The following is a 20610-nucleotide window of genomic DNA, read 5'->3' as shown; positions in this document are numbered from 1 at the left end:
CGTGGACGCAGACAGGGTCGAGCGGGATCAGGGCCACGCCGCCGCCACCGGATCCGGCAGCGTCCCGGAGGCGGTCGCCCTCATCGCGGGGCGGGCGGGGTGCTGAGATCGAGGTCGAGCGGCTGCGCGCCGCCGACGCCCAGCCGGGCGAGCGAGAAGGCCATGGAGGCGCCCACGCTCCGCGGTGTGCGGAACACTTCGGTACTCCGGATCCGGGGGGAGTGCTCGTGCACCGATTCCGGCGTCGGGTCTTCCTCCCACACGACGCCCTCGGTGGCGGCCAGGAAGATCCTCCCGGTCCGGCGGCCGGCCGCGTGCAGGAGTTCGCCCGTGCAGGGGACGCTCTCGTGGGCCAGGAACGCCACCACGGGCGCGACATGCCGGGCGGGGAACAGCGATGTCAGGGTCGCGGTCATCCGGTCATCGCCCTGGAGTGCCTCCAGCGACATCCGGGTGGCGGCGACCGGCACCACCGCGTTCACCTTGATCCCGAGCGGGTCGCCTTCGGTGGCCAGCGAGGTGGTCAGGCCCAGTACCGCGCCCTTGCCCGCCGCGTAGACGCTGAGCCCGCTGTCGCCGAACAGCGCGTCGGAGCAGGTGTTGACGATCCGCCCGTACCCCGACGCGGCCATGTGGGGCCACACCGCGCGCAGCATGTTCAAAGTCCCGCCCACATGGATGTCCAGCACCCGGCGGCACTCCTCGTCGGAGAGTTCTCCCAGCGGCCGCAGGATCGAGATCCCCGCATTGTTGACCAGGACGTCCAGCCGCCCCCACCGCTCCAGCGCCGCCGCGGCCAGAGCCCGCGCGCCCGCGGTGGCGGTAACGTCGTGAACGTCCGCGACGGCCTCGCCGCCCGCGGCCCGGATCTCCTCGGCCACCGCGTGCGCGGGCGACGGCGACGCCCCCCGGCCGTCGGTCCCGGTCCCCACGTCATTGACGACCACCCGCGCGCCCCGCGCCGCCAGGAGCATCGCGTACTCCCGGCCGAGACCCCGGCCCGCACCGGTCACCACCACCGCACGACCGTCGAAACGCAGCGGATCCACCCTGCCCACCACCCCTCCCGTAAACCGCGCTGTCGCACCCGACGGGAAACGAGCGCTCCGCCGGCCCGGACCCCTTTCCCGGACCCCAGACCCGGCCGCCGATCCGGACGGAGAAGCGCGGCAGGGGTTCCCGTTCCGCACACCCTGCCCGTACGGCCCGGACCCGGCCAGGGTGTGCGCCCGCCGACCCGACGCATCCGCGCACACCACCGGCCGCCGAACGCGCCAGCACGCGCCGTCGCGCCGCGAGACATGACGCGCGTACGTATCCGCCTCCGACCGGAGGCTCCGCTGGGAACAGTTCGAGGTTCGGATCGTGTGGCCGGAGTCAGGGACTTCAGCCACACGATCGATCCGCGAAGGTACGGGCCCGCTGCGTGGCTTTCCGGGCTCTTGTCGTAGCTGGTGGCCAGGCCTCGCCAGGTCTTGATCTTCTGGAAGCAGCGCTCGACGGTATTGCGCCGCTTGTAGCGGTCGGCGTCGAACGTGACCGGCCGCCCGCCGACGGATCCCTTCCGTTCGCGGTTCGCCGCCTGGTCCGCCCTCTCCGGGATCACCGCGGCGATCCCGCGTCTGCTCAGGCCGCCCCGGGACCGGCCGAGTGGCTCAAACCCGCTCCTAGTCCGGCCTGCCGGCCCTGTGGGACCCTGGCGTGAGCGGGATGCGGCGGCGGTGGAACACCGGGACGGGGAGTCGACGTGAGCGCACGCCTGGTCGGGTCACGATGAACATCAGCGTGGTCGTCCCGTCCTACAACGCGGGCCCGCAGGTGCGGCGACTGCTGTCGTGCCTGGCCCTCTGCGAGCTCGACGCCGGCGACTCGTTCGAAGTCGTCGTGGTGGACGACGGCTCCGACGACGGCACCGGGGAACTCCTCACCGCACTGGCGCCGCCCTACCCCCTGGAGTACCTGTTCCTGCCGCGGACCTCGGCCTCCGGCCGGGCGGCGGCGCGCAACGCCGGGATCCGCGCGGCCTCCGGCGACGTGGTCGTCCTGGTCGACGCCGACCAGATCGTCGAACCCGGCTTCCTCGCCGCGCACGCCCGGTACCACCGGCTCCGCACCGACCTGGTCGTGGCCGGTCCCCGGGGCGACATGGCCGAGGGGGACATCGACGACGAGCGCCTGGCACGGGAGTTCTCGCTCGACGCGATACCGGAGATCGTCGGATGGGACGGCCGGGAATACCTGCTGGCCGAGTTCTCGGAGAACTTCGACAACCTGGAGACCTGCTGGCACTACGCGTTCACCTGCAACCTGTCGGTGCGCCGCGAGCACCTGCTCGCGGTCGGAGGCCTCGACGAGGGCTTCCTGGGCTGGGGCCTGGAGGACTCCGAGCTCGGCTACCGGCTGCGGCGCCGGGGGCTGGCCTTCGCGTTCCAGCCGGAGGCGCTGTCCTACCAGACACAGCGCGAGGTCACGGCGGAGATGCTCGGCCAGTGGCGCACCAACCTCGACCATTTCGTGGCCAGGCACGCGGGGGCGGCCGATGTGGCGATCCAGCAGATCATCTGCCGGGCGTTCGACCCGGCGGAGGCGGAACGCCGCCTCAGCTGGCTGGACTGCGCGGTCCGGATGGAGTACGCCGCGCGGGCGCTGGCCGGCCGCCTGCCCGAACCGACCTCGTACACGTTGCTTGAGGTGGACGACGACAACGCCCGGGACATCCTCGCCCGGCTGCCCGGGCTGGCCGCCGCACGCGATCTGCTGGTCCTGGACGACACGGAGCGGGCGGTGCTGGCCGGGCCGGCGCAGAGCGCCCGGACGACGCGTGAGCTGGTGTACTTCCACCGGCCGTCCGCCGACGCCAGGAAGAAGATCCTCGCCCGCTACCCCGCCGGGCCCGACGACCAGACACCCTGACCGATCGTTTCAGAGTGAGTTCGGTTCAAGGGCCCGGCAGTTGAGGGTTGCCGGCGGCGGAGTGCTGCACATGCCGGATGATCTTGTGCCTGATCATCCGCGGGAGCGGGTGGCACCACCGGTGCCGCCCCGCCCACCGCGACGGCACCGCCACCCCCGGCGATTGCCGACGGACGACCGGGCCGCGCTGCACGGCATCATGCACGCGCTGTGCAAGAGCGTGAGCTGGCGGGACGTGCCCGCGACGCGCCGGCCGATCGATCATGTGGCCGAAGTCCCCGACTCCAGCCACATGATCCGAACCTTGAATCGTCCTTGGGGAGTTGCGGTGGCCCGGCCACACTCCCCCGCTTACTACGGGGGTTCCGCCATCGAGGCCGAGGTGCCGGCGACGATCTCGCGCAGTGCCGCGACATGTCCGTCGAAGGCGTCGCGGCCGGCGACGGTCAGGCGGGCTCGGACCTTGCGGCGGCCGCCGCTCGGGCGGCGCTCGGTGGCGACGTATCCGGCTTCCTCCAGCGTCGTGAGCTGTTTGGACAAGGCCGAGTCCGACAGCCCCAGCCGGTCCTTGAGGAAGGCGAACTCCGCCCAGTCGACGGCTGCCAGTGTCGCCACCAGCGACAGGCGCGTACTGGGGTGGATCAGCTCGTCGAACCGTGCCTGCGTCATGCCCGGACCCACCGGCGCAGGACCCGCAGGATCTCCGGGCCGCCGAACCCGACGACGGCCGCGACCAGCACCGTCGCCCAGATACCGGCGTGGTCCGCGCCATCGGCGTCCAGCGCCAGAGCCGCCGCCACCGTGACCAGGACCAGCCCGGCCAGCATGCCCACCACGACCAGCGGGACACGGCGGCCCGCGACCGCCGCGCTCACCCGCAGCCGGTCCGTCCGCCGGCGCCCGTCCAGCAGTCGTGACGCGACCGCGGTGTGCCCGGCGCTGAAGACCACCGTGGCCATCCCGGCCGCCCACGACGGCAGCACGTCTCCCAGCACGCCCAGCACGACCCAGCCGGCCGCCATCGCCCACCAGTACCCGCGCGGCAGACCGATCTCGTCCGCGATCTCCCGCCGGGCACGCTCGACCGTGTCGAGAGCGCTGCGGGCCTGCTCCGGAGCGACGTCGTCCATGACAGCGCCTCACTTTCCCATTGGGAAAGACACAGTCCCACTTTCCCGATGGGAAAGTCAATACCGCGGGCCGCTCGGGTGCAGTGGGCCGGGGACCGCCCCTTCCGGGGTGTGGACGAAGGCGACCTTCTCGGTCGGCAGCAGAACGGTGGGGTCGGCGACGAATCCGACCCGCACGCGCTGGCCGGTGGCCGCGACCTCGCGGGTCTCGGCGACTCCCGATGCGGGCGGTATGTGGTCGTCGCCCCATTGGCCGAGCGCGGCCAGCACCAGGAGCAGTTCGCGGCCGGCGTCCGTGGGGTGATAGGCCATCCTGGGGCGGGACCCGGCTTCCCGGTACTCGCGCTTTTCGAGTATCCCCGAGCGCGTCAGCTGGTCGAGGCGGTTGGTCAGCACGTTCGGAGCGATCCCGAGGCTCTCGCCCAGCTCACCGAATCGTGTCGCCCCGCGGATGAGCGTCTCCCGCAGGATCAGCAGCGTCCACCGGTCCCCCACGATCCCGACGGTCCGCTCGATGGAGCAGAACGCGTCGTCCGCCGGGGTGGTCACGGCGGCGACGCGCGATCCCGGTTCGTCCACCGCCTTGTCCACGTCTCCCCCAGGCCCGCTTCGGCAGGGCGCCACCAGCCCGCAGCCCGAACACGATCCATGCTGACTTGCGGATGAATAGCCTAACATCGTGTCTGCCTACTGATTCGCAAGTCAGACTGTTACGTTCGCCCTATGGCACAGGTCAGGATCACCAAAGCGTCCCCGTCCCTCTGGCGCGTCAGCTTCGACAACCCACCGGTCAACCTCATCGGATCCCAGCTGGTCGTGGAACTGCGCTCGCTCGTGGAGGCGGCGGAAGCAGACCCCGAGCTGACCGTCATCCTGTTCGAGAGCGCGAACCCGGACTACTTCCTGGCGCACTGGGATCTCGCCGACGACGGCGCCCCGCAGGAGGCCCTGCCCGCCGGGACCACCGGGCAGCACCCCTTCGTGGACGCGCTGATCCGGATCAGCAAGCTCCCGGTCGTGACCATCAGCGCGATCCGCGGCCGGGTACGCGGCGCGGGCAGCGAGTTCGTCCTCGCCACGGACGTGCGCTTCGCCAGCCGGGAGAAGGCGGTGCTCGGCCAGTTCGAGATGACCACCAGCGTCGTCCCGGGCGGCGGCGCCCCCGCCCGGCTGCCACGCCTGGTCGGCCGGGGACGCGCGATCGAGATCCTGGCCGGCGCGGAGGACTTCGACGGAGAACTCGCCGAGCGCTACGGCTACGTGAACCGGGCCGTGCCCGACGCCGAATTCGACGACTTCGTCACCGCCTTCGCCCAGCGCGTCTCCCGCTTCGACCGCCGCGCCATCGAAGAACTCAAGCACTGGGTCAACCCGCTGACCCTTCCCGCCGACGAGGAGTTCCCGCCGCAGCTGAGAGCCTTCTTCGCCGCCGTCCAGCGGCCCGAGGTGATGGCCCGCATCGGCTGGCTCTTCGAACAGGGCCTGCAGCAGCCCGGCCCCGCCGAGGAGCGGCTCGGCGAGTTCATCGCGCCGAACTGATGGCACTTCGTCGGGTATTGGCTCAACTGCGCGTGGCGGTCCAGTAGTTGAGGTTGAAGTTGCCGGTGAGGAACTCGATGCGGACGGTGTGGTAGGTGCCCGAGGCGAAGGTGAAGGTGCCCGCGTCGACAGTCTGGTAGGTCTGCCAGTCACCGGTGTTGGGGATGGTGATGGTCGGGCCCGGCTGGCCGTCCACGACGAAACGCATTCGTCCGGTGTTGTTGGTGGACGCGGCGCGCACGTGGAAGGCGGTGGCCCCTTGCAGGGGCTGGTCCTGCCATTGCAGCCATTCACCCCCGGCCACGGCACCGACGTTCCAGCCGCCGCCGGAGTCCGGGGTGGTCTGGACGTCGAGGTTGCCGTCACGGTAGACGTTCCACTGGTTGCCGGGTGTGGTGTCGCTGTAGCTGTCGGCGGCCTCGGCCTCGACGCGCAGGGTGGCCGGGAAGGGAGTGCGGGAGTAGCGCCGCATGATGTTGATCATCTGGCCGGGGTAGTCGGTGTGGCGCTGGTCGTAGGTGCCGTCGGCGGTGCGGGTGATCGCGGCGTTCTCCTGCCAGTCGGTGAAGCCCTCGACGAGGGTGACCTTGGCGCCGGCTCCTGCGGTGGCCGCGAGGTTCGCGGCCAGCGTCCGGCCGTGGTCGGGGTCGATGTTCATCGTGGTGGAGCCCACGGCGAAGTGGAAACCGGGGACGGCGACGCCGTACGTGGCGCCGTTGAAGGTCGTCAGGCTGCGGCCGTTGCCGGGCACCGCGAACCAGCCGTTCGCGCCGGCTGCCTGCGAGCTGACCGTGGGGTCCTGGGACAGCCAGCTGTTGTCGACGACGATGTACGGGTCGACGCCGAACTCGGACTGGGCGTGGGAGCGGACGTAGGCGAGCATCCGGGCCGAGTTGCCGTTGCCCTGGTTGGTGAAGGCGAAGTCGTTGATCGACCACTCGTAGACCAGCGGGCGGCCGTCCACCTTGAAGCGCATGCTGTCGGGGACGGCGGCGTAGAAGGCGCGCAGGTTGCGGTCCCAGATGTACTGGTAGCCGCCCTCGCCGGTGCCGTTGGCGTCGCCGATGTCGAAGAGCGGGGTGTAGCCCCCGGTGTGGTGGACGATCTGGTTCTTCTTGTCGGTCATCGAGGCGGGCGTGTCGTCGAAGGCGGCGATCTTCAGCTGTCCGGCCACGCCGCGGCGGTTGATCGCGCTGACCAGGCCGGTGAGGATGCGCGGGTCGCCGCTGCCGTTCGGCTGGGCGCTACCGGGGACGTAGCCGCGGACGTCCACCGCCACGAAGTCGACGCCGGCGGAGACGAGTTCCTCGACGTAGTCGTCCCAGAAGGCGTTCAGGTCGCCGGTGGTCTTGTACAGCGGCAGGTTGTAGATGGTGTTGCCCTGGTTCTGGTGATTGCCGTTCAGGGTGTCGGTGTCCATCCCGAAGGTCACGCCGAGATAGCCGCTGGTGGCGGCGGGAGACGCGGCGGCGGGCGCCGCGTCGACATGGGTCGCCGTGGCCAGCAGCGCGATCGCCAGCGTGGGGGCGGCCAGGAGGAATGCGGTACGGCGGATGCGGAGTGCTGTCCGGTGCGAGGTCATGGGTGTGGCGGTCCTTCACCTGTGGGGGGAGCAGGGGGCAGGCCGGTGGGAAGCCCGCGGCGCGGCGCGCCGCGGGCTGACGACGTTCAGTCGTTGATCAGGTCGAAGGACTCCCAGGGGCCGATGGCGGTGCGGTTGGCGATGAGCGGGGAGGCGCCGGCGTTGTCGGCGGTGACGTAGTCGCCGTTGATCCGGGACTGGAGGCTGATGCTGCCGTCGCCGTTGTGGACGAGCAGGAACTGCTCCCAGGTGCCGACCGCGTCGACTTTGGCGAGCAGGGGTGCGGCGCCGGCGTTGTCCGCGGTGACGTACTTGTTGTTGGCGTGCGCCTTGAGCGCGATGTAACCGCCGCCCTCGTCGATCTCGTCGAACTGCTCGGAGGTCCCGATCGACGTCTTGTTGGCGATGAGGGGGGATGCGCCGGCGTTGTCCGCGGTGACGTAGTCGCCGTTGGCGTGGGCGCGCAGGGAGATGACGGTGCCGGTGGGCGGGGTGGTGCCGCCGCCGGTGCTGTCGAGGCCGATCTGGACGTTGCCGAGGTGGCGGGCGGTGGTGGCGGGGGTGCCGGTGACCTGGGCGTAGGGCAGTGCGGTGGTCAGGCTGCCGGTGCGTTCGACGAGGTAGGAGGTGCCGGAGGTGACGGGCACGCTGATACTGGCGGCGGTGGTCGGGGAGACCACGACGGCGTTGCTGGAGCCGTTGACGACCTCGATCGACTGGCCGGGCCAGGGGTTTCTGACCTTCATGGTCTGAGTGGAGCCGGCCTGGATGGCGACGGTGACCGGGGTGCCGCCCTGGACCTGGACGTCGACCTTGGTGTTGCCCTGCACCGACACGGTGCCGCTGGCGTCCCAGCCGGCCGGCCAGGCCGGCGCGATCCGCAGCGTCCCGTCGTAGTCCTGCACCAGCGCCTCGTTCAGCGCGGTGGCCACACCCGAGGCCTGCTCGATGTACGCCTCGGTGCCCACCGTGTTGCCCAGGTCGGCCAGACCGTTGATGTAGACCTGATGGCCCTGCGTGATCGCGACCAGCCTCGAAGCGACCTCACTCGCCAGACCGAGACGGGCCGCGTCGATGGCGTCCATATTCCAGTCATTGCCGGCTCCGTAGAACTGGCGGTGGTTGTAGCTGCGCACCGCGAGGTCGTGCAGCGAACCGGGGTCGTCGGTGATCAGGTTCCAGGGCCAGACCGGTTCCAGGTCGATGTTCTCGCCGTTCCGGATCTGCGCGGTGGGCTGGTACGAGTACGCGATGATGTCGTTGTTCGAGGAGTCCGCCGAAGCCGGCAGCACCTGCGTGCGCCCGTAGTCGGTCCGCGCCCAGGCCGGGATCTGCGGAATGGCCGTGGTGAGCTGCGCGGCGAACGAACTGTCGGTGTTGAGCAGTTGGGCGGCTTTGATGACGACGGGGAAGAGGGCGGAGTCGGCGGTGAGGTCGGTGGTGGGGTCCTGGACGGCCCACTGGGTCTCGTGGGCGTTGGCGACCGCGTGGAGTTTCCCGTCGCTGCCGACCTTCTGGTAGGCCAGCAGGAACACCGCGGAGTCCTTCATCAGCGGGTAGTACGTGCGCAGGAAGTTCAGGTCGCCGGTGTCCTGGTACTGCTGCCAGACGTAGAGGCTGATCTCGGGCCCGGAGCTGATGTCCAGGGCGTTCCAGTTGGGGCTGCCGGGCTGGCTGCACGCGGCGTTGGCGCCCGCACCGGGGTCGCCGCCGTTGCCGTTGAAGCGCATCACCTCGGGCACGCACGCCCCGGGCAGACCGCCCATCTGCTGCTTGGTCCACGCCTCGATCGCCGACAGGTTGTTCTGGTACAGATTGAAGATCGGGGTGTTCAGCGCGAAGTTGCCGCTGCTCATATTGGCCGAGATCTGCGTGCGCAGATTCCACAGCCACGTCGCCGACGGCGTCCAGTTCTGGTGGTCCTGCCCGAAGTTGAACATGTCCGCCACACCGGCCTGGCTGCCCGGGATCGTGCCGCGCATCGAGGCGGCCTCCATGAACAGGTACAGCGTGCGCAGCGTCTCCATGTACTGCGCCTGCCCGTCGGAGGAGTTCGCCTCCAGCACCCCGGTGTTCGCCCAGAAGTTCGCCCACCAGGACTGCTGCGTGGACAGCAGCGAGGACTCCGCCACCGTCGCGTCCGAGCCCAGCAGCGCCGAGGCGGTACCGGCCGCGTTGCCGCCGGTCCACGCGGGTGCGCCGACCACCACCCGGAAGGTGCCGTCGGTGTTGGGGGTGAAGGTGGTCCTCACCTGGGTGGAGCTGACCACGGTGGAGGCCACATTCCGGCCGCCGGCGGTGACCGCGGCCAGCGACCCGAAGGTCCGCCCCGAATGGCCGGCCTCGGAGCCGTCCACCCAGGTCTCGGCCAGCGTCCCGGTGGCCCCGGACACCGCGGCCTGCGGACTGCGCCCCGACCACAGGCTGACCGTCGCGCTCTGCTGGTTATTGGGGTTGGCGCCGGTCACGTCGACGACCAGCTCGTCCTTGGTCGCCGACACCCACGCCTTGAGCGTCATCCCCCCGCCGGACTCGCTGAGCACCCCGGTGTAGACGTCCAGGGAGCCCTTGAAGTCCGAAGCGCCGGTCAGCGCCGACAGACCCGGGATGGTCACCTGACCCGGCGACAGCCGGCCCGGCAGCGTGTCGGCACGGTTGAGCTGCGCGGTGAAACCACCCGCGGCCCACGCGGCCACACCCAGCGAGCCGTTGCCCAGCGGCAGCGACTGCGCCGCCGCCGTGTTCGGCCTGCCCAGCACGATGTCGGAACGCCGGACCACATTCGGCGTGTCGACATGGAAACCACCACCCTGCCAGGCAGTCGTCGTGGTGGCCGCCGCAGCAGGCTGCGACACAGCGGGCACAAGGAAACCCGCCGCGAGCAGCGCGGCAACAGCCACAGCGGATGATCGGACCATTCGGAACTTGACGTAGCGTCCGAACGAAGGTTGTGAGCGCACTGGCCCCTCCCGAGGCGACGGTCACCTCCGTGGGGGGAGGGACCCGTGAAACATGTGGGGGTGATGCGCCACACAGTGTCGTCAGGAGCAGGAGGTGTCAAGCCTTCGATCAGCAATACATCGGATGTCTAAGTCCGTGAACGGGACACCCACGCGCCGCGGCGTCCAGGCGCGTGGGATCACACGGCCGTGCTCCACAGCCGGCCGCTGTCCGGCCGGCTGTGGATTGTGCCAGGGATGCCTCGGCAGGTGCCCGGGCGACCGTCCCGGCGGCAAGTTTTCGCGAGGATCAGGGCGCCGCCCGGCCCTACGCCGTGTAGACCTCGAACTCGGAGGCCTGGCCGGCCGGCCAACTGGTGTTGGCCGTGATGGTCACCCGCAGATAGCGCGCGCTGGTCGCCGGGAAGGTGATGGTGACGGTGTTCGCGGTCGCCGGGTCGAAGGTGTGCGCGGCCGAGGCGACGATGGTGGTGAAGGTGTTCCCGTCCGTGCTGCCGCTGATCGCGAATGTCTGGGCGCGGGTGCCCCATGCCGTGGAGGGCGGCAGCTTCAGCACGACCCGGCCGACGGCGTGCGCGGAGCCGAGGTCCACCTGCAGCCACTGCGGGAAGGCGTTGCTCGCGCTTTCCCAGTAGGTGTCGGCGTTGCCGTCGGTCGCGTTGGCCGACCCGTAGGTCTGCGTGTTGGAGGACTGGCTCGTCGGCTTGTTGAGCGCGAGGTTCGTCGTGCCGGCGGCGGTCGCGGTACCGGACAGCACCACGGTCAGCGGGGAGTTCGCGGCGTTGCTGGTGACCGTCAATGAGCCGGTGACGGTGCCCGCCGCGGTCGGGTCGAAGGTGATGTTGGCGGTGCAGGTGCCGCCCGGGGCCAGGGTGGCGCAGTTGTTGGTCTGCGCGAACTGCCCGGTGACCGTGACCGCGGTGATGCCGGCCGCGACCGTACCGGTGTTGGTGATCGTCACCGCGGACGCCGCGCTGACCGTACCGACGGTCGTCGTGCCGAACGTCACCCCGGCGGGATTGGCGGCCAGCGTCGCCGAGCCCGTCGCGGTGCCGCTTCCGGACAGGGCGACGGTCGTGGGGCTGTTGCTCGCGGTGCTGGTGATGGTCAGCGCGCCGGTGCGGGTGCCGGTCGTCGAGGGGTGGAACGTCACGGTGGCCACGCAGTTGGCGCCCGCGGCCAGCGTGGCGCCGCAGGTGGACGTCATGGTGTAGTCCCCGGACGTGGCGATCGACGACAGCGTGGCCGGTCCGGTACCGGTGTTGGTCACGGTCACTGTCTGCCAGTCACTATTGGTGTTGACCGGGGTCCCGTCGAAGGTCAGTGAGGTCGGGCTGGTCGACAGTGTCGCCGGGCCGGTGCCGGAAAGCGTCGGGAACACCTCGAAGGACGACACCTGGCTGGCGGGCCAGCCGGTGTTCGCGGTGAGGTTCAGCCGCAGGTAGCGGGCGGTGGTCGGAGCGAAGAGGATGTCGACCGAGTTGCCGGTGGCCGGGTTGAACGTGTAGCCGGCCGAGGGGACGACGGTGGTGAATGTCGTGCCGTCCGTGCTGCCCTGCACCGATAGGGTCTGTGTCCGGGTGGCCCAGGCCGTGGCCGGCGGCAGCCGCAGCGTCACCTTGCCCACGCTGGTCGACGCGCCGAGGTCGACCTGCAACCACTGGGGGAAGGCGTTGTTGGTGCTCTCCCAGTAGGAGTTCACGTCGGCGTCCGTGGTGTTGCCCGGCGGGTAGCCGCCTTGCGAACCCGAGGCCGTGGTCGGCTTGCCCGCCGCGATGTCGGTGGCCCCGGTGCCGGTCGCGGTGGCGCCCGTGCCGGTGAGCCGGACCGCGATGGGGCCCTGGCCGTCGTCACCGGTGATGGAGTATGCCGCGGACTGCGCGCCGAGGGCGGTCGGGCTGAATGTCACGCTCTGCTGGATGATGTCGCCGGGTGCGAGCTGCTGGCCCTCCGAGACGGGCGCCGTGGTGTTGAACACGCCGACGGGCGGCGCGGCCTTGGTGATCGTCAGTGTGATGTTGCCGGTGTTGGCGATGTCGAAGATCTGCGTCGCGGTCTGCCCGACCGCCACCGTCCCGAACGCGACCGGGTTGGGGGTGATGGTCAGGTGCGCGGCGCCGGCGACCGCGGTGCCGATCAGCGGCACGGTGACCGAGCCGGCGTTGCTGGTCACCACGAGGGATCCGGTCTGATTGCCGGTGGCGGTCGGCTTGTAGGTCACCGTGACCGACACCGACGCCCCGGCCGCCAGGGTCGAACCGTTGGCGGGCAGACCGGTGGCGGTGAACGGCGCGGCCGGCGCCGTGGAGCCGGTGATGGTCACCGCCGACGTACCGGTGTTGGTGATGCTGGCGCTGAGCGTCTTGTTCGCGCCGGTCGGCACCGTGCCGAAGGACAGGGTGGACGGTGTCACGCCGAGCCCGGCCTGGGTGCCGCTGCCGTACAGGTTCAGCGGCACAGTGCCGGAGTCCGTGGTGAACTGCAGGGTGCCGTTGGCGCCCCCGGGCGCCGTCGGGGCGAATCTGACCGGCACGGTCAGTGTCCCGCCGGCGTTGAGGGTGACGGGCAGGGCCGGGGGTGTCACGCCGAACGGCGCCGCGGTGCCGATCGCCGAGATGGTCACCGTCCGGCTCGCCGTCACCGTCACCGTCGCGTTCGCGGTGGTGCCGACGGCGACGTTGCCGAAGTCGGTCGGCGCGCTGGTCAACGACGCGGTGGTGGGCCGGCCGAAGCCGAAGACCTTGCCGTCGCGGGTGCCGACGAAGACACGGTTGCCGTCGGTGGCCGGTACCGCGAACTTGGTCGCGGTACCGATCGGAGCCGAGTAGCGCAGGTTGAGCCGGCCGTTCACGGGCACGGCGTCGTAGGCGCGCAGTTGCCCGTTGGCGCCGGTCGAGCCGTCGGCGTAGACCACCCACACGATGGCCGAGCCCGAGGTGGTGCCGGTGGAGGTGACCACCGGTGAGCCGGAGGTGTAGCCGAACGTCGACGCGCTGGTGCCGGCCGAGCTGAGCACGGGCAGACCGCTGCCGTTGACGCCGTACTTGAAGGCGCGCAGGAAGCCCTGGTTCTCGACCTGGTACATATAGCCGCCGTCGCCGCCCCAGAACGCCGGGTGGCCCCAGACCCCGTTGTACGGCCCGGCCGGCGGTCCGACCGAGGCGTCGCTGCCGCCCGGGCCCTGTGTGCTGCCGCCGAGGTTGTCGCGGTCCAGCAGGAAGACCCGGCCGTCCTTGCCGGTCTGCGCGAGCAGGTGCGGGTGGGCGGTGGTGCCGAATCCGGCCGGCAGCGCCATCGGACCGCCGGAGCCGAGGTCGGTGTCGTCCTGGTCCAGCTTGCTGTTGTTGGACGGGCTGAAGAAGTCCCGTGCGCTCAGTGAGCCGTTGCTGTTGACCTGGAGCCGTACCACCGACTCGGCGAGGTTGCCGGGCGGCGCCGTGCCGGGTCCGGGGGGCGGCGACACCCCGTTGCCGGTGGCCAGCAGGATACGGCCCGGGCCGTCGGAGACCAGGCCGCCGCCGGACTGCCAGATGCCGGCCATCCCGGTGGAGGAACTGGACTCGGTGGACCACAGAGTGGTCATGGCCGGCGTCGTCGTACTGAACCCGGCCACGTAGCCGACGTACGGTCCGTAGTCGCAGTGGCTGGCGAACCCGGCGTACACCACGCCGTCGAGCAGCAGCAAACCCGCCCGCTGCGCGGCGGTCTTGGGGTTGAAGGTGGCGCCCGGGTTGTTGGTCGGCGAGCCCTGGACGGTGACCGGCCAGCCGGACCGCTCGGCGCCGGTCGCCGGGTTGACCGAGTGCAGATAGAAGTGCGGGTTGTTGGCGTCGGGCCCGTCGTTGACCTTGGCGATGAAGAAGAGCGCGTTGCTCGCCGGGTCGTACACCGGGGTACTGGTGATGCCGACATTGGGCACCAGGTCGCCGCACCCGATGGCCGAGGCCGGCCAGGGCGCGCCGACGCTGCGCGACCAGGTGACGGCGCCGGTCGCCGCGTTCATCCCGTAGATCCAGTTGTTCTCGGTGACCGTCACGACGGTGCCGCCCACCACGATCGGCTGGGCGTAGACCTGGCCGTTGACCGTGGTCGAGAACAACTGGCCGAAGTCCGGGGCGGACACGGACGACGGCCCGAGCCCGGGCTCGTTCTGGTCCCACCCGGTGCGCAGGGTGTCGGTGGAGACCGTGGTCTCGTCGGCGAACGCGCTGCCGGACAGGAAGACCGAGCCCGCGAGCAGCAGCACTCCCGGCAAGAGACCGGCGAGCAATCTGCGCACGCGTGTGCTGGGACGCATGGGACCCCCGGGTGGACTGCGCGATCGACGGATGGCGGCGGTCGGACCGGGCACGCTCGGTCCGACCGGACCGAAACGTAGCCCCCCGGACAGAGTCGCGCAATATCTCAATCAAAATCAGTAATTTCCAACGAACTTCAGGTCGGATTGAGCATTGGATCCGTTCTGCTCTTACCGGGTCCGGCATCGGCGCACCGCGGGGGCGGGCGACCGTCGAGCGCCGGAACGTCGGTCTGACAAACTGAGGAACACAGCACCTCCGGTCCGGAGCGGTGCGGCGTGGAGCGCGGCGGAAGGCCGGGATGAACGCGAGGCGGAGCCGTTCGCCCGGCGGTCTGGAGCGGGAGGTCATCGCCTGCCTGGCCGCGGCGGGCGTCCCGATGACCGCGTCCGAGGTGCAGGCCGAACTGGGTGGCGGTCTCGCGTACAACACGGTGCTGACCGCCCTGACCCGGCTGTATGTGAAAGGCGTCCTGCTGCGTTCCTCGCAGGGGCGGGCGTTCGCCTACCGGCTGGTCGGAGCCGGCCCGGCGGACGCCGAAGCCGCTGCCACCGCCCACCGGATGCGCATGCTGCTGGAGTCGGGCAAGGACCGCACCAGTGTGCTGGCCCGTTTCGTCGGCTCGTTGGACGAGGAGACCGAGAAGCTGCTGCGCTCCCTGCTCGACGACTCCGAGCGCGAGGACGAGCGGTGACGGCTGGCCTGAACGACTGGGCCGTGCTGCTCGCGGCTGTCGTGCCCTTGGTGCTCGGAGCGCTCAGCGCGTGGCTGGTCCGCGGTGTCGGCACTCGCCTGGCGCCCGCGACGGCGAGCGCGCTGCTGACCTGTCTGGCGCTGACCGTGGCGCTGACGACCGGGCTGCTGCTCTGTCTCGCCGCCGTGATAGCCCTGGCCGAGGCGCCCTTCCTGGCCGGACTGCACCATTGGTCCCCGGCCGCCCTGCGGGCCCGCTTGCCGGTGCCGCCCGCGGTCTGCGCCGTCGCCGGCGCGACCGCGGCGACCCTGCTCGCTTCCGCGGGCGTCCATCTGGTGCGGGTCGTACGGCAGGCCCGCCGCGCGTCCGCGGCCGCGGCGTCGCTTCCCTCGCTCGGCGGGGACCTGGCTCTTCTCCAGGACGACGCGGCCGTCGCCTACGCGATCCCCGGCCGCCATCGCCGCATCGTCGTCTCCACGGGCATGCTGGGGCAACTGTCCGCGCCGCAGCGCCGGGTGCTGCTGGCCCATGAGGATTCCCATCTGCGGCATCACCATCACCGCTACGTCCAGCTGGGGCGGTTGGCCGCGGCCGCCGATCCGCTGCTGCTCCCGGTTTCCCGTGCCATCGACCTCGCCGTCGAACGGTGGGCCGACGAGAGCGCGGCACGGGAGGTCGGGGACCGCGGGGCCGTCGCGCACGCGCTCGCCGCCGCGGCTCTCGCGTCCGACACGCGGCCCGCGCCCAGCGGGAGCCTGGGCGGCGCGCGCAACGACGTCGGCCGCCGGGTCGACCTGCTGCTTCGTCCGCCCGCCCGGCAGCGGCTGGCGTCGGCCCTGATCGTGGCGGCGATCGTGGTGTGCTGGACGGCGGCTTTCGTCGCCATCGGTCACCTCCACGGATTGATGGAGCTGTCCGAGAGGTAGCCGCGGGCCATGGCGGATGACCCCGCCGAGCACGGGTAGGCGGCATGGCAGGCCGACCGGGACAGGAGGGCCGACATGAGGCTTGCGGACTGGCTGCTCACCCCGGACGAGCGGGGCAATGCGGCCACCGAACTCGACCGGCGCGGCCCCGAACCGGGCGCGTGGTCCCGGGGCAACGAAGTGCGCCCGCTGGTGCACGGCGCCGCCTACTTCACCGCGCTGCTCACCGCGATACGTGAACAGCGCGCCGGGGACCTGCTGTTCTTCACCGACTGGCGCGGCGACCCGGACGAACTGCTGGACGGTCCGGGCAGCGAGATCGGCGAGGTGCTGTGCGACGCCGCCCGGCGCGGCGTGGTGGTCAAGGGCCTGGTGTGGCGGTCGCATCTGGACCGGCTGGCGTTCAGCGAGCGCGAGAACCGGTATCTGGGCGAGGAGATCGAGGCGGCCGGCGGCGAGTGCCTGCTGGACATGCGGGTACGACCGGGAGGAGCGCACCACCAGAAGTTCGTCGTCCTGCGCCACCCCGGCCGCCCCGAAAAGGACGTGGCCTTCGTCGGCGGCATCGACCTGTGCCACAGCCGCCGCGACGACGCCGAGCACGGCGGCGATCCCCGCGCCCTGCCACTGGCCGCCGCCTACGGTCCCCGCCCGCCCTGGCACGACGTCCAGCTCGCGGTCCGGGGCCCGGCGGTCGGCTTCGTCGAGGCGACCTTCCGGGAGCGCTGGGAGGACCCGGCGCCGCTCAGCCGCAGCCCGCTGAGCAGGCTGCGGCAGCTGGTCCACCACGAGGACACGGTGGCCGACCCGCTGCCGCCGCAGCCGCCCGACCCCGGGCCGCGCGGGTCGCACACCGTCCAACTCCTGCGCACCTACCCGGCCCGGCGCCGCGGCTACCCCTTCGCACCGCTCGGCGAGCGCAGCATCGCCCGCGGCTACCGGAAGGCGCTGGCCCGCGCCACCTCGCTGATCTACCTGGAGGACCAGTACCTGTGGTCCGCCGAGATCGTGGCCGGCTTCGCCCGCGCGCTCACCACCCGACCGGACCTGCTGATGATCGCGGTCGTCCCCGCCCATCCCGACCAGGACGGCCGGCTCACCGCGCCCATGAACCTGCTGGGCCGGATCGAGGCGCTCCGGGCGCTGCACCGGGCCGGCGGCGACCGGTTCGCCGTCTACAGCCCGGAGAACCACCAGGGCACACCCGTCTACGTCCACGCGAAGGTCTGCGTGATCGACGACGTCTGGGCCTCGGTGGGCTCCGACAATGTCAACCGGCGCTCCTGGACCCACGATTCGGAACTCGCCTGCGCGGTCCTCGACGACCGCCCCGACCCCCGCGAGCCGCGCGACCCCGGCGGCCTCGGCGACGGCGCCCGCGTCTTCGCCCGCGCGCTGCGCCTCGAACTCGGCGCCGAACACCTCGACTGCGACGACCCCGACGCCCTCCTCGACCCGGCTGCGGCCTTCCGCGCCTTCGCCCGGTCGGCCGCGGCGCTGGACACGTGGCACCGCGGCGGCCGGTCCGGCCCCCGCCCGCCGGGCCGGCTGCGCCCCTACCCCACGCCGGAACTCTCCCGGGCGGCGAGCGCGGCCGCTCTGCCCCTGCAACGTCTGGTGGCCGACCCGGACGGCCGGCCCCGGTCACTGCGGCGCCGCGGCGCGTACTGACCTCTGCCAGGGGTCCCCGGCCGGCGTGACACCGGCCAGGGACCCCGAGGGCGATCCGCCCGGGTCAGTCGTCGTTGTCCGAGGAGGGGATGTAGGCGCCGGGCACGTCGTTCGGCGCGAAGATCTTGGCCTCGCCGGGGTAGGGCTGCTTCCAGTTGTGCGTCTCGTACCACGTGAGGTGGTTCATCTGGGCGGGGTTGGCGTAGTCGGGCACGGCGTTGGGGCCGGTCAGCCGCTGGTGCGACTTCCAGGTGTTCCACTGCGCCGCGACGCCCTGCTCGGCGGCCGGCACCGTGGTGGACGGCACGGCGGCCGCCTTCGGGTCCTGCGGGGCCGGGGTGTCCACGCCGCAGGCGGGCGGGGTGCTCAGACCGTCGGTGAGCGAGGTCCGGTTGGCCAGCGCGTTGAAGGGCTTGAGGTTCGCCTTCTTGGTGAACGCCCCCGTCATCGGGGTGGCCGCGCTGTCCTTCTGGTTCATCGGCTGGATCCCGAGGATCTGCTCGATGGTGCGGACCATCGTGATCTGCGAGTAGTAGTGGCTGTCGACGACGCCGTGCTGGGCGTAGGGGCTGATGATCTGGATCGGGGCGCGGTGGCCGTCGACGTGGTCGAGGCCGGCCTGGGAGTCGTCCTCGACGACGAAGATCGCCGAGTCCTTCCAGTACTTGCTGTGCGAGATGGTGTCGACCATCTTGCCGACCGCGAGGTCGTTGTCGGCGACCTGGGCGGCCGGGCTGGCCGGACCGCCGGTGTGGTCGCTGGAGAGCCAGAACATGTTCAGGTTGGCCGGACCGTTCTTCTCGAAGTCCTGCTGCCAGATCTGCTCCCGGTAGACGTCCGGGACGCTGGTGTCGAACTTCGGGAAACCGGGCACGGACACGTCGTTGAGCGACGGGATCGGCGAGGACGAGTCCAGCGGGTAGGCGGTGCCCTGCCCGGTGGCGGCCATGTTCTTCGAATCGCAGTAGAGATTCTGCCAGGTGGCGGCGGCCGGCTTGGTCAGGAACTGCTGGAACTCGCCGAAGTCCCGCACCGTCTTGTCGGCCGCCTGCGCTCCGGTCCACAGGAAGCCGGACTGCTGGTGGCCGAGAGCGTCGTCCTCGGTGTCGTAGCTGCGCAGGTACTCGCCGGCCGAGGACTCGGTGTACTCGGGGTTGTCGGCCTGCATCAGCCAGTTGTGGCCCTCGGCGGAGTTCGTGCCGATGTCGTAGGTGTTGTCGTACAGCCCGAACTGCTCGGCCAGCGCGTGCTGGTTCGGCGTCACGTTCTCGCCGAACTGCGTCAGCGCGGGGTCGCCGTTACCCTGCGGGATGTCGCCGAGGACCTGGTCGTAGGTCCGGTTCTCCTTGACGATCAGGAAGACGTGCTTGATCGTCGACGGGTCGCCGAGGCGGGCCGGGACCGGGACGGGCTTGGCCTTGCTCTTGCCCTTGGCCTCCTTGACGGCTCCGTTGGTCCAGCCGTTCTGCTGGAAGACCTTGTCCGTCTCGGACTTGATGGTCTTGTCGCTCGGCAGCGTGAAGTGCTGCACGCTCGACGTGGTGTCGTGGGTGCCGTGCCCGGCGGCCGTGGTGGGCCGCAGGGCGTCCACACCACGGGTGTTGGAGACGACGATCTGCTTGCCGACGGTGGCGATCTCGGACGGGAAGTAGTCCGTGGGGAGCAGACCGACGTAGCTGACCGGCTCCTGCGGGCTGGTGTACCGGTAGACCGCGATCGCGTTGGCGCGGCCGAGGGTCACCAGCAGGTGGCCGTCGTCGGTGAGGGTCACCGCGTTGGGCTCGTAGCCGACCGACGCCTCCGGCCACGGCCGGGTGGCGATGGTCTGCACGACCTTGTCGTTGGAGGTCTTGATGACCGACACGTCGTCGGTGGCGGTGTTGGTGACGAACACCGCCCCCTTCGCGGCGTACAGGGCGGTCGGGTGCAGACCGACGTCGATGCTCGCGACGGCGGCGTTCGGCTTCGCCAGGTTGATGACGCTGACCGTGCCGGTGGTGGTGGCGCCGGTCACCGGGTTGGCCGGCACCTGGGTGTTGTAGGAGTTGATCGTGGTCTCGCCGGGCCTGGCCGCCCGCCCGCCCTCGTTGCTGACGTAGAGCTTGTCGCCGACCTTGACGATGCCGCGCGGGGCGTTGCCCACGGTCCAGCTCTGCTGGATGGCGCCGGTCGAGGCGTTGATGGCGACGACCCGGTTCTGGCCGTTGACCGCGGAGTACACGACCGCGCCGTCGGCGGAGAACACCGCCGCGCCGACCAGGGCGTGCTTGGGGCCGTCCGCCGGGATCTTGACGGACACCGGGTTGGCGAGGGTGCCGTCCGGGTTCACGGTGAACTTGGTGTAGCCGTCGGTCTGGCCGAGCCACAGCTGCTTGCCGTCGGGCGAGTACGTGGGGCCTTCCTGGCCGACGTCGTTGCCGCTGATGCGCAGGTCCGCTGACGCGGAGTTGCCGACGCGCTGCAGCACCTTCCAGGTCTTGAGGTCCACGATGTTCAGCGCCACCGAGCCGTCGGTGACCGAGGCGGCGAGGTGCGTGCCGTCGGGGCTGACCGTCGACGACATGATCTTGCCGTCGTTGATGACGAGGTGGTCGCCGTAGGGGTCGATGTACTGGTCGCTGGAGACGACCTGGCCCTTGGCGGTGATCTGGCCGACCTGCTGCTTGCCGAACTGCTGCGTCGAGGCCACGGCGGTTCCCGTGACGCCGAGGGCGACGGTGATGCACGCCGTCACCAGGGCAGTTCGGCGGCCGACGCGCCGACCGAGTAGGCTGACCTGCGCCTTCTCGTTGATCCGGCGCTGCCGTATGACCTGCATGGAGTGTTCCTTTCGAGGAGGTGACGAACGGCTCGCGGTTGCCGGCGAACCGCTCCGGCGGGTTCCGGGGCGCGGCCTC

At 70.9% G+C, this 20610-nt stretch carries 13 protein-coding genes; 5 read left to right on the top strand and 8 right to left on the bottom strand.

What is annotated here, in order from left to right:
* Positions 1 to 80: 80 nt before the first annotated feature.
* Positions 81 to 1049 (bottom strand): SDR family NAD(P)-dependent oxidoreductase, encoded by a 969-nt coding sequence (locus tag ACFO3J_RS35170; RefSeq protein WP_386438694.1) that lies wholly within the window; start codon positions 1047 to 1049, stop codon positions 81 to 83.
* Positions 1050 to 1773: 724 nt separating this feature from the next.
* Here ACFO3J_RS35170 and ACFO3J_RS35165 point away from each other — a divergent pair.
* The gene (locus ACFO3J_RS35165; protein ID WP_386438692.1) at positions 1774 to 2913 is read left to right on the top strand and encodes a glycosyltransferase; all 1140 of its coding nucleotides are present in this window, start codon (positions 1774 to 1776) and stop codon (positions 2911 to 2913) included.
* Positions 2914 to 3267: 354 nt separating this feature from the next.
* Here ACFO3J_RS35165 and ACFO3J_RS35160 read toward each other — a convergent pair whose 3' ends face one another.
* Genes ACFO3J_RS35160 through ACFO3J_RS35150 form a run of 3 tightly spaced genes read right to left on the bottom strand, consistent with a single transcriptional unit; the run spans position 3268 to position 4634 of the window.
* A complete protein-coding gene (locus ACFO3J_RS35160; RefSeq protein WP_386438689.1) occupies positions 3268 to 3582 on the bottom strand; it encodes a winged helix-turn-helix domain-containing protein in 315 nt (104 codons plus the stop codon).
* Positions 3579 to 4043 carry a hypothetical protein gene (locus tag ACFO3J_RS35155; RefSeq protein WP_386438686.1) on the bottom strand — a complete coding sequence of 155 codons (465 nt, stop codon included), beginning with the start codon at positions 4041 to 4043 and terminating at the stop codon, positions 3579 to 3581. The genes ACFO3J_RS35160 and ACFO3J_RS35155 overlap by 4 nt, the downstream gene beginning before the upstream one ends.
* Before the next feature lie 57 nt (positions 4044 to 4100).
* Positions 4101 to 4634 (bottom strand): winged helix-turn-helix transcriptional regulator, encoded by a 534-nt coding sequence (locus ACFO3J_RS35150; protein ID WP_386438683.1) that lies wholly within the window; start codon positions 4632 to 4634, stop codon positions 4101 to 4103.
* A gap of 132 nt (positions 4635 to 4766) precedes the next feature.
* On the opposite strand from ACFO3J_RS35150, the gene ACFO3J_RS35145 reads away from it, so the two are divergent.
* The gene (locus ACFO3J_RS35145; protein WP_386438680.1) at positions 4767 to 5582 is read left to right on the top strand and encodes an enoyl-CoA hydratase/isomerase family protein; all 816 of its coding nucleotides are present in this window, start codon (positions 4767 to 4769) and stop codon (positions 5580 to 5582) included.
* A gap of 22 nt (positions 5583 to 5604) precedes the next feature.
* On the opposite strand, the gene ACFO3J_RS35140 is transcribed toward ACFO3J_RS35145, so the two are convergent.
* The 3 genes from ACFO3J_RS35140 to ACFO3J_RS35130 all read right to left on the bottom strand — a co-directional run bounded on the left by ACFO3J_RS35140 (position 5605) and on the right by ACFO3J_RS35130 (position 14403).
* Positions 5605 to 7164 carry a DUF5010 domain-containing protein gene (locus ACFO3J_RS35140; protein WP_386438677.1) on the bottom strand — a complete coding sequence of 520 codons (1560 nt, stop codon included), beginning with the start codon at positions 7162 to 7164 and terminating at the stop codon, positions 5605 to 5607.
* 86 nt (positions 7165 to 7250) lie between these two features.
* Positions 7251 to 10064, bottom strand: a complete 2814-nt coding sequence (locus ACFO3J_RS35135; protein WP_386438674.1) for a fascin domain-containing protein — start codon at positions 10062 to 10064, stop codon at positions 7251 to 7253.
* Between the two features lie 367 nt (positions 10065 to 10431).
* Positions 10432 to 14403 carry a choice-of-anchor D domain-containing protein gene (locus ACFO3J_RS35130; protein WP_386438671.1) on the bottom strand — a complete coding sequence of 1324 codons (3972 nt, stop codon included), beginning with the start codon at positions 14401 to 14403 and terminating at the stop codon, positions 10432 to 10434.
* Between the two features lie 320 nt (positions 14404 to 14723).
* On the opposite strand from ACFO3J_RS35130, the gene ACFO3J_RS35125 reads away from it, so the two are divergent.
* The 3 genes from ACFO3J_RS35125 (at position 14724) to ACFO3J_RS35115 (ending at position 17713) form a co-directional block, all read left to right on the top strand.
* Complete coding sequence (locus ACFO3J_RS35125; RefSeq protein ID WP_386438668.1) at positions 14724 to 15116, top strand: BlaI/MecI/CopY family transcriptional regulator; 393 nt, start codon at positions 14724 to 14726, stop codon at positions 15114 to 15116.
* Entirely contained in the window at positions 15113 to 16042 is a 930-nt protein-coding gene (locus ACFO3J_RS35120) for a M48 family metalloprotease (RefSeq protein ID WP_386438666.1), read from the top strand. The genes ACFO3J_RS35125 and ACFO3J_RS35120 overlap by 4 nt, the downstream gene beginning before the upstream one ends.
* 75 nt (positions 16043 to 16117) lie before the next feature.
* Positions 16118 to 17713 (top strand): phospholipase D family protein, encoded by a 1596-nt coding sequence (locus tag ACFO3J_RS35115; RefSeq protein WP_386438663.1) that lies wholly within the window; start codon positions 16118 to 16120, stop codon positions 17711 to 17713.
* Between the two features lie 64 nt (positions 17714 to 17777).
* On the opposite strand, the gene ACFO3J_RS35110 is transcribed toward ACFO3J_RS35115, so the two are convergent.
* Complete coding sequence (locus ACFO3J_RS35110; protein WP_386438661.1) at positions 17778 to 20531, bottom strand: alkaline phosphatase family protein; 2754 nt, start codon at positions 20529 to 20531, stop codon at positions 17778 to 17780.
* Positions 20532 to 20610 lie beyond the last annotated feature (79 nt).

This window comes from Streptomyces polygonati, assembly GCF_042650325.1.
Classification (GTDB): Bacteria; Actinomycetota; Actinomycetes; order Streptomycetales; family Streptomycetaceae; genus Actinacidiphila; species Actinacidiphila polygonati.
The sequence above is the reverse complement of the archived record's forward strand: the minus strand, read 5'-3'. Positions and strand labels throughout refer to the sequence as shown.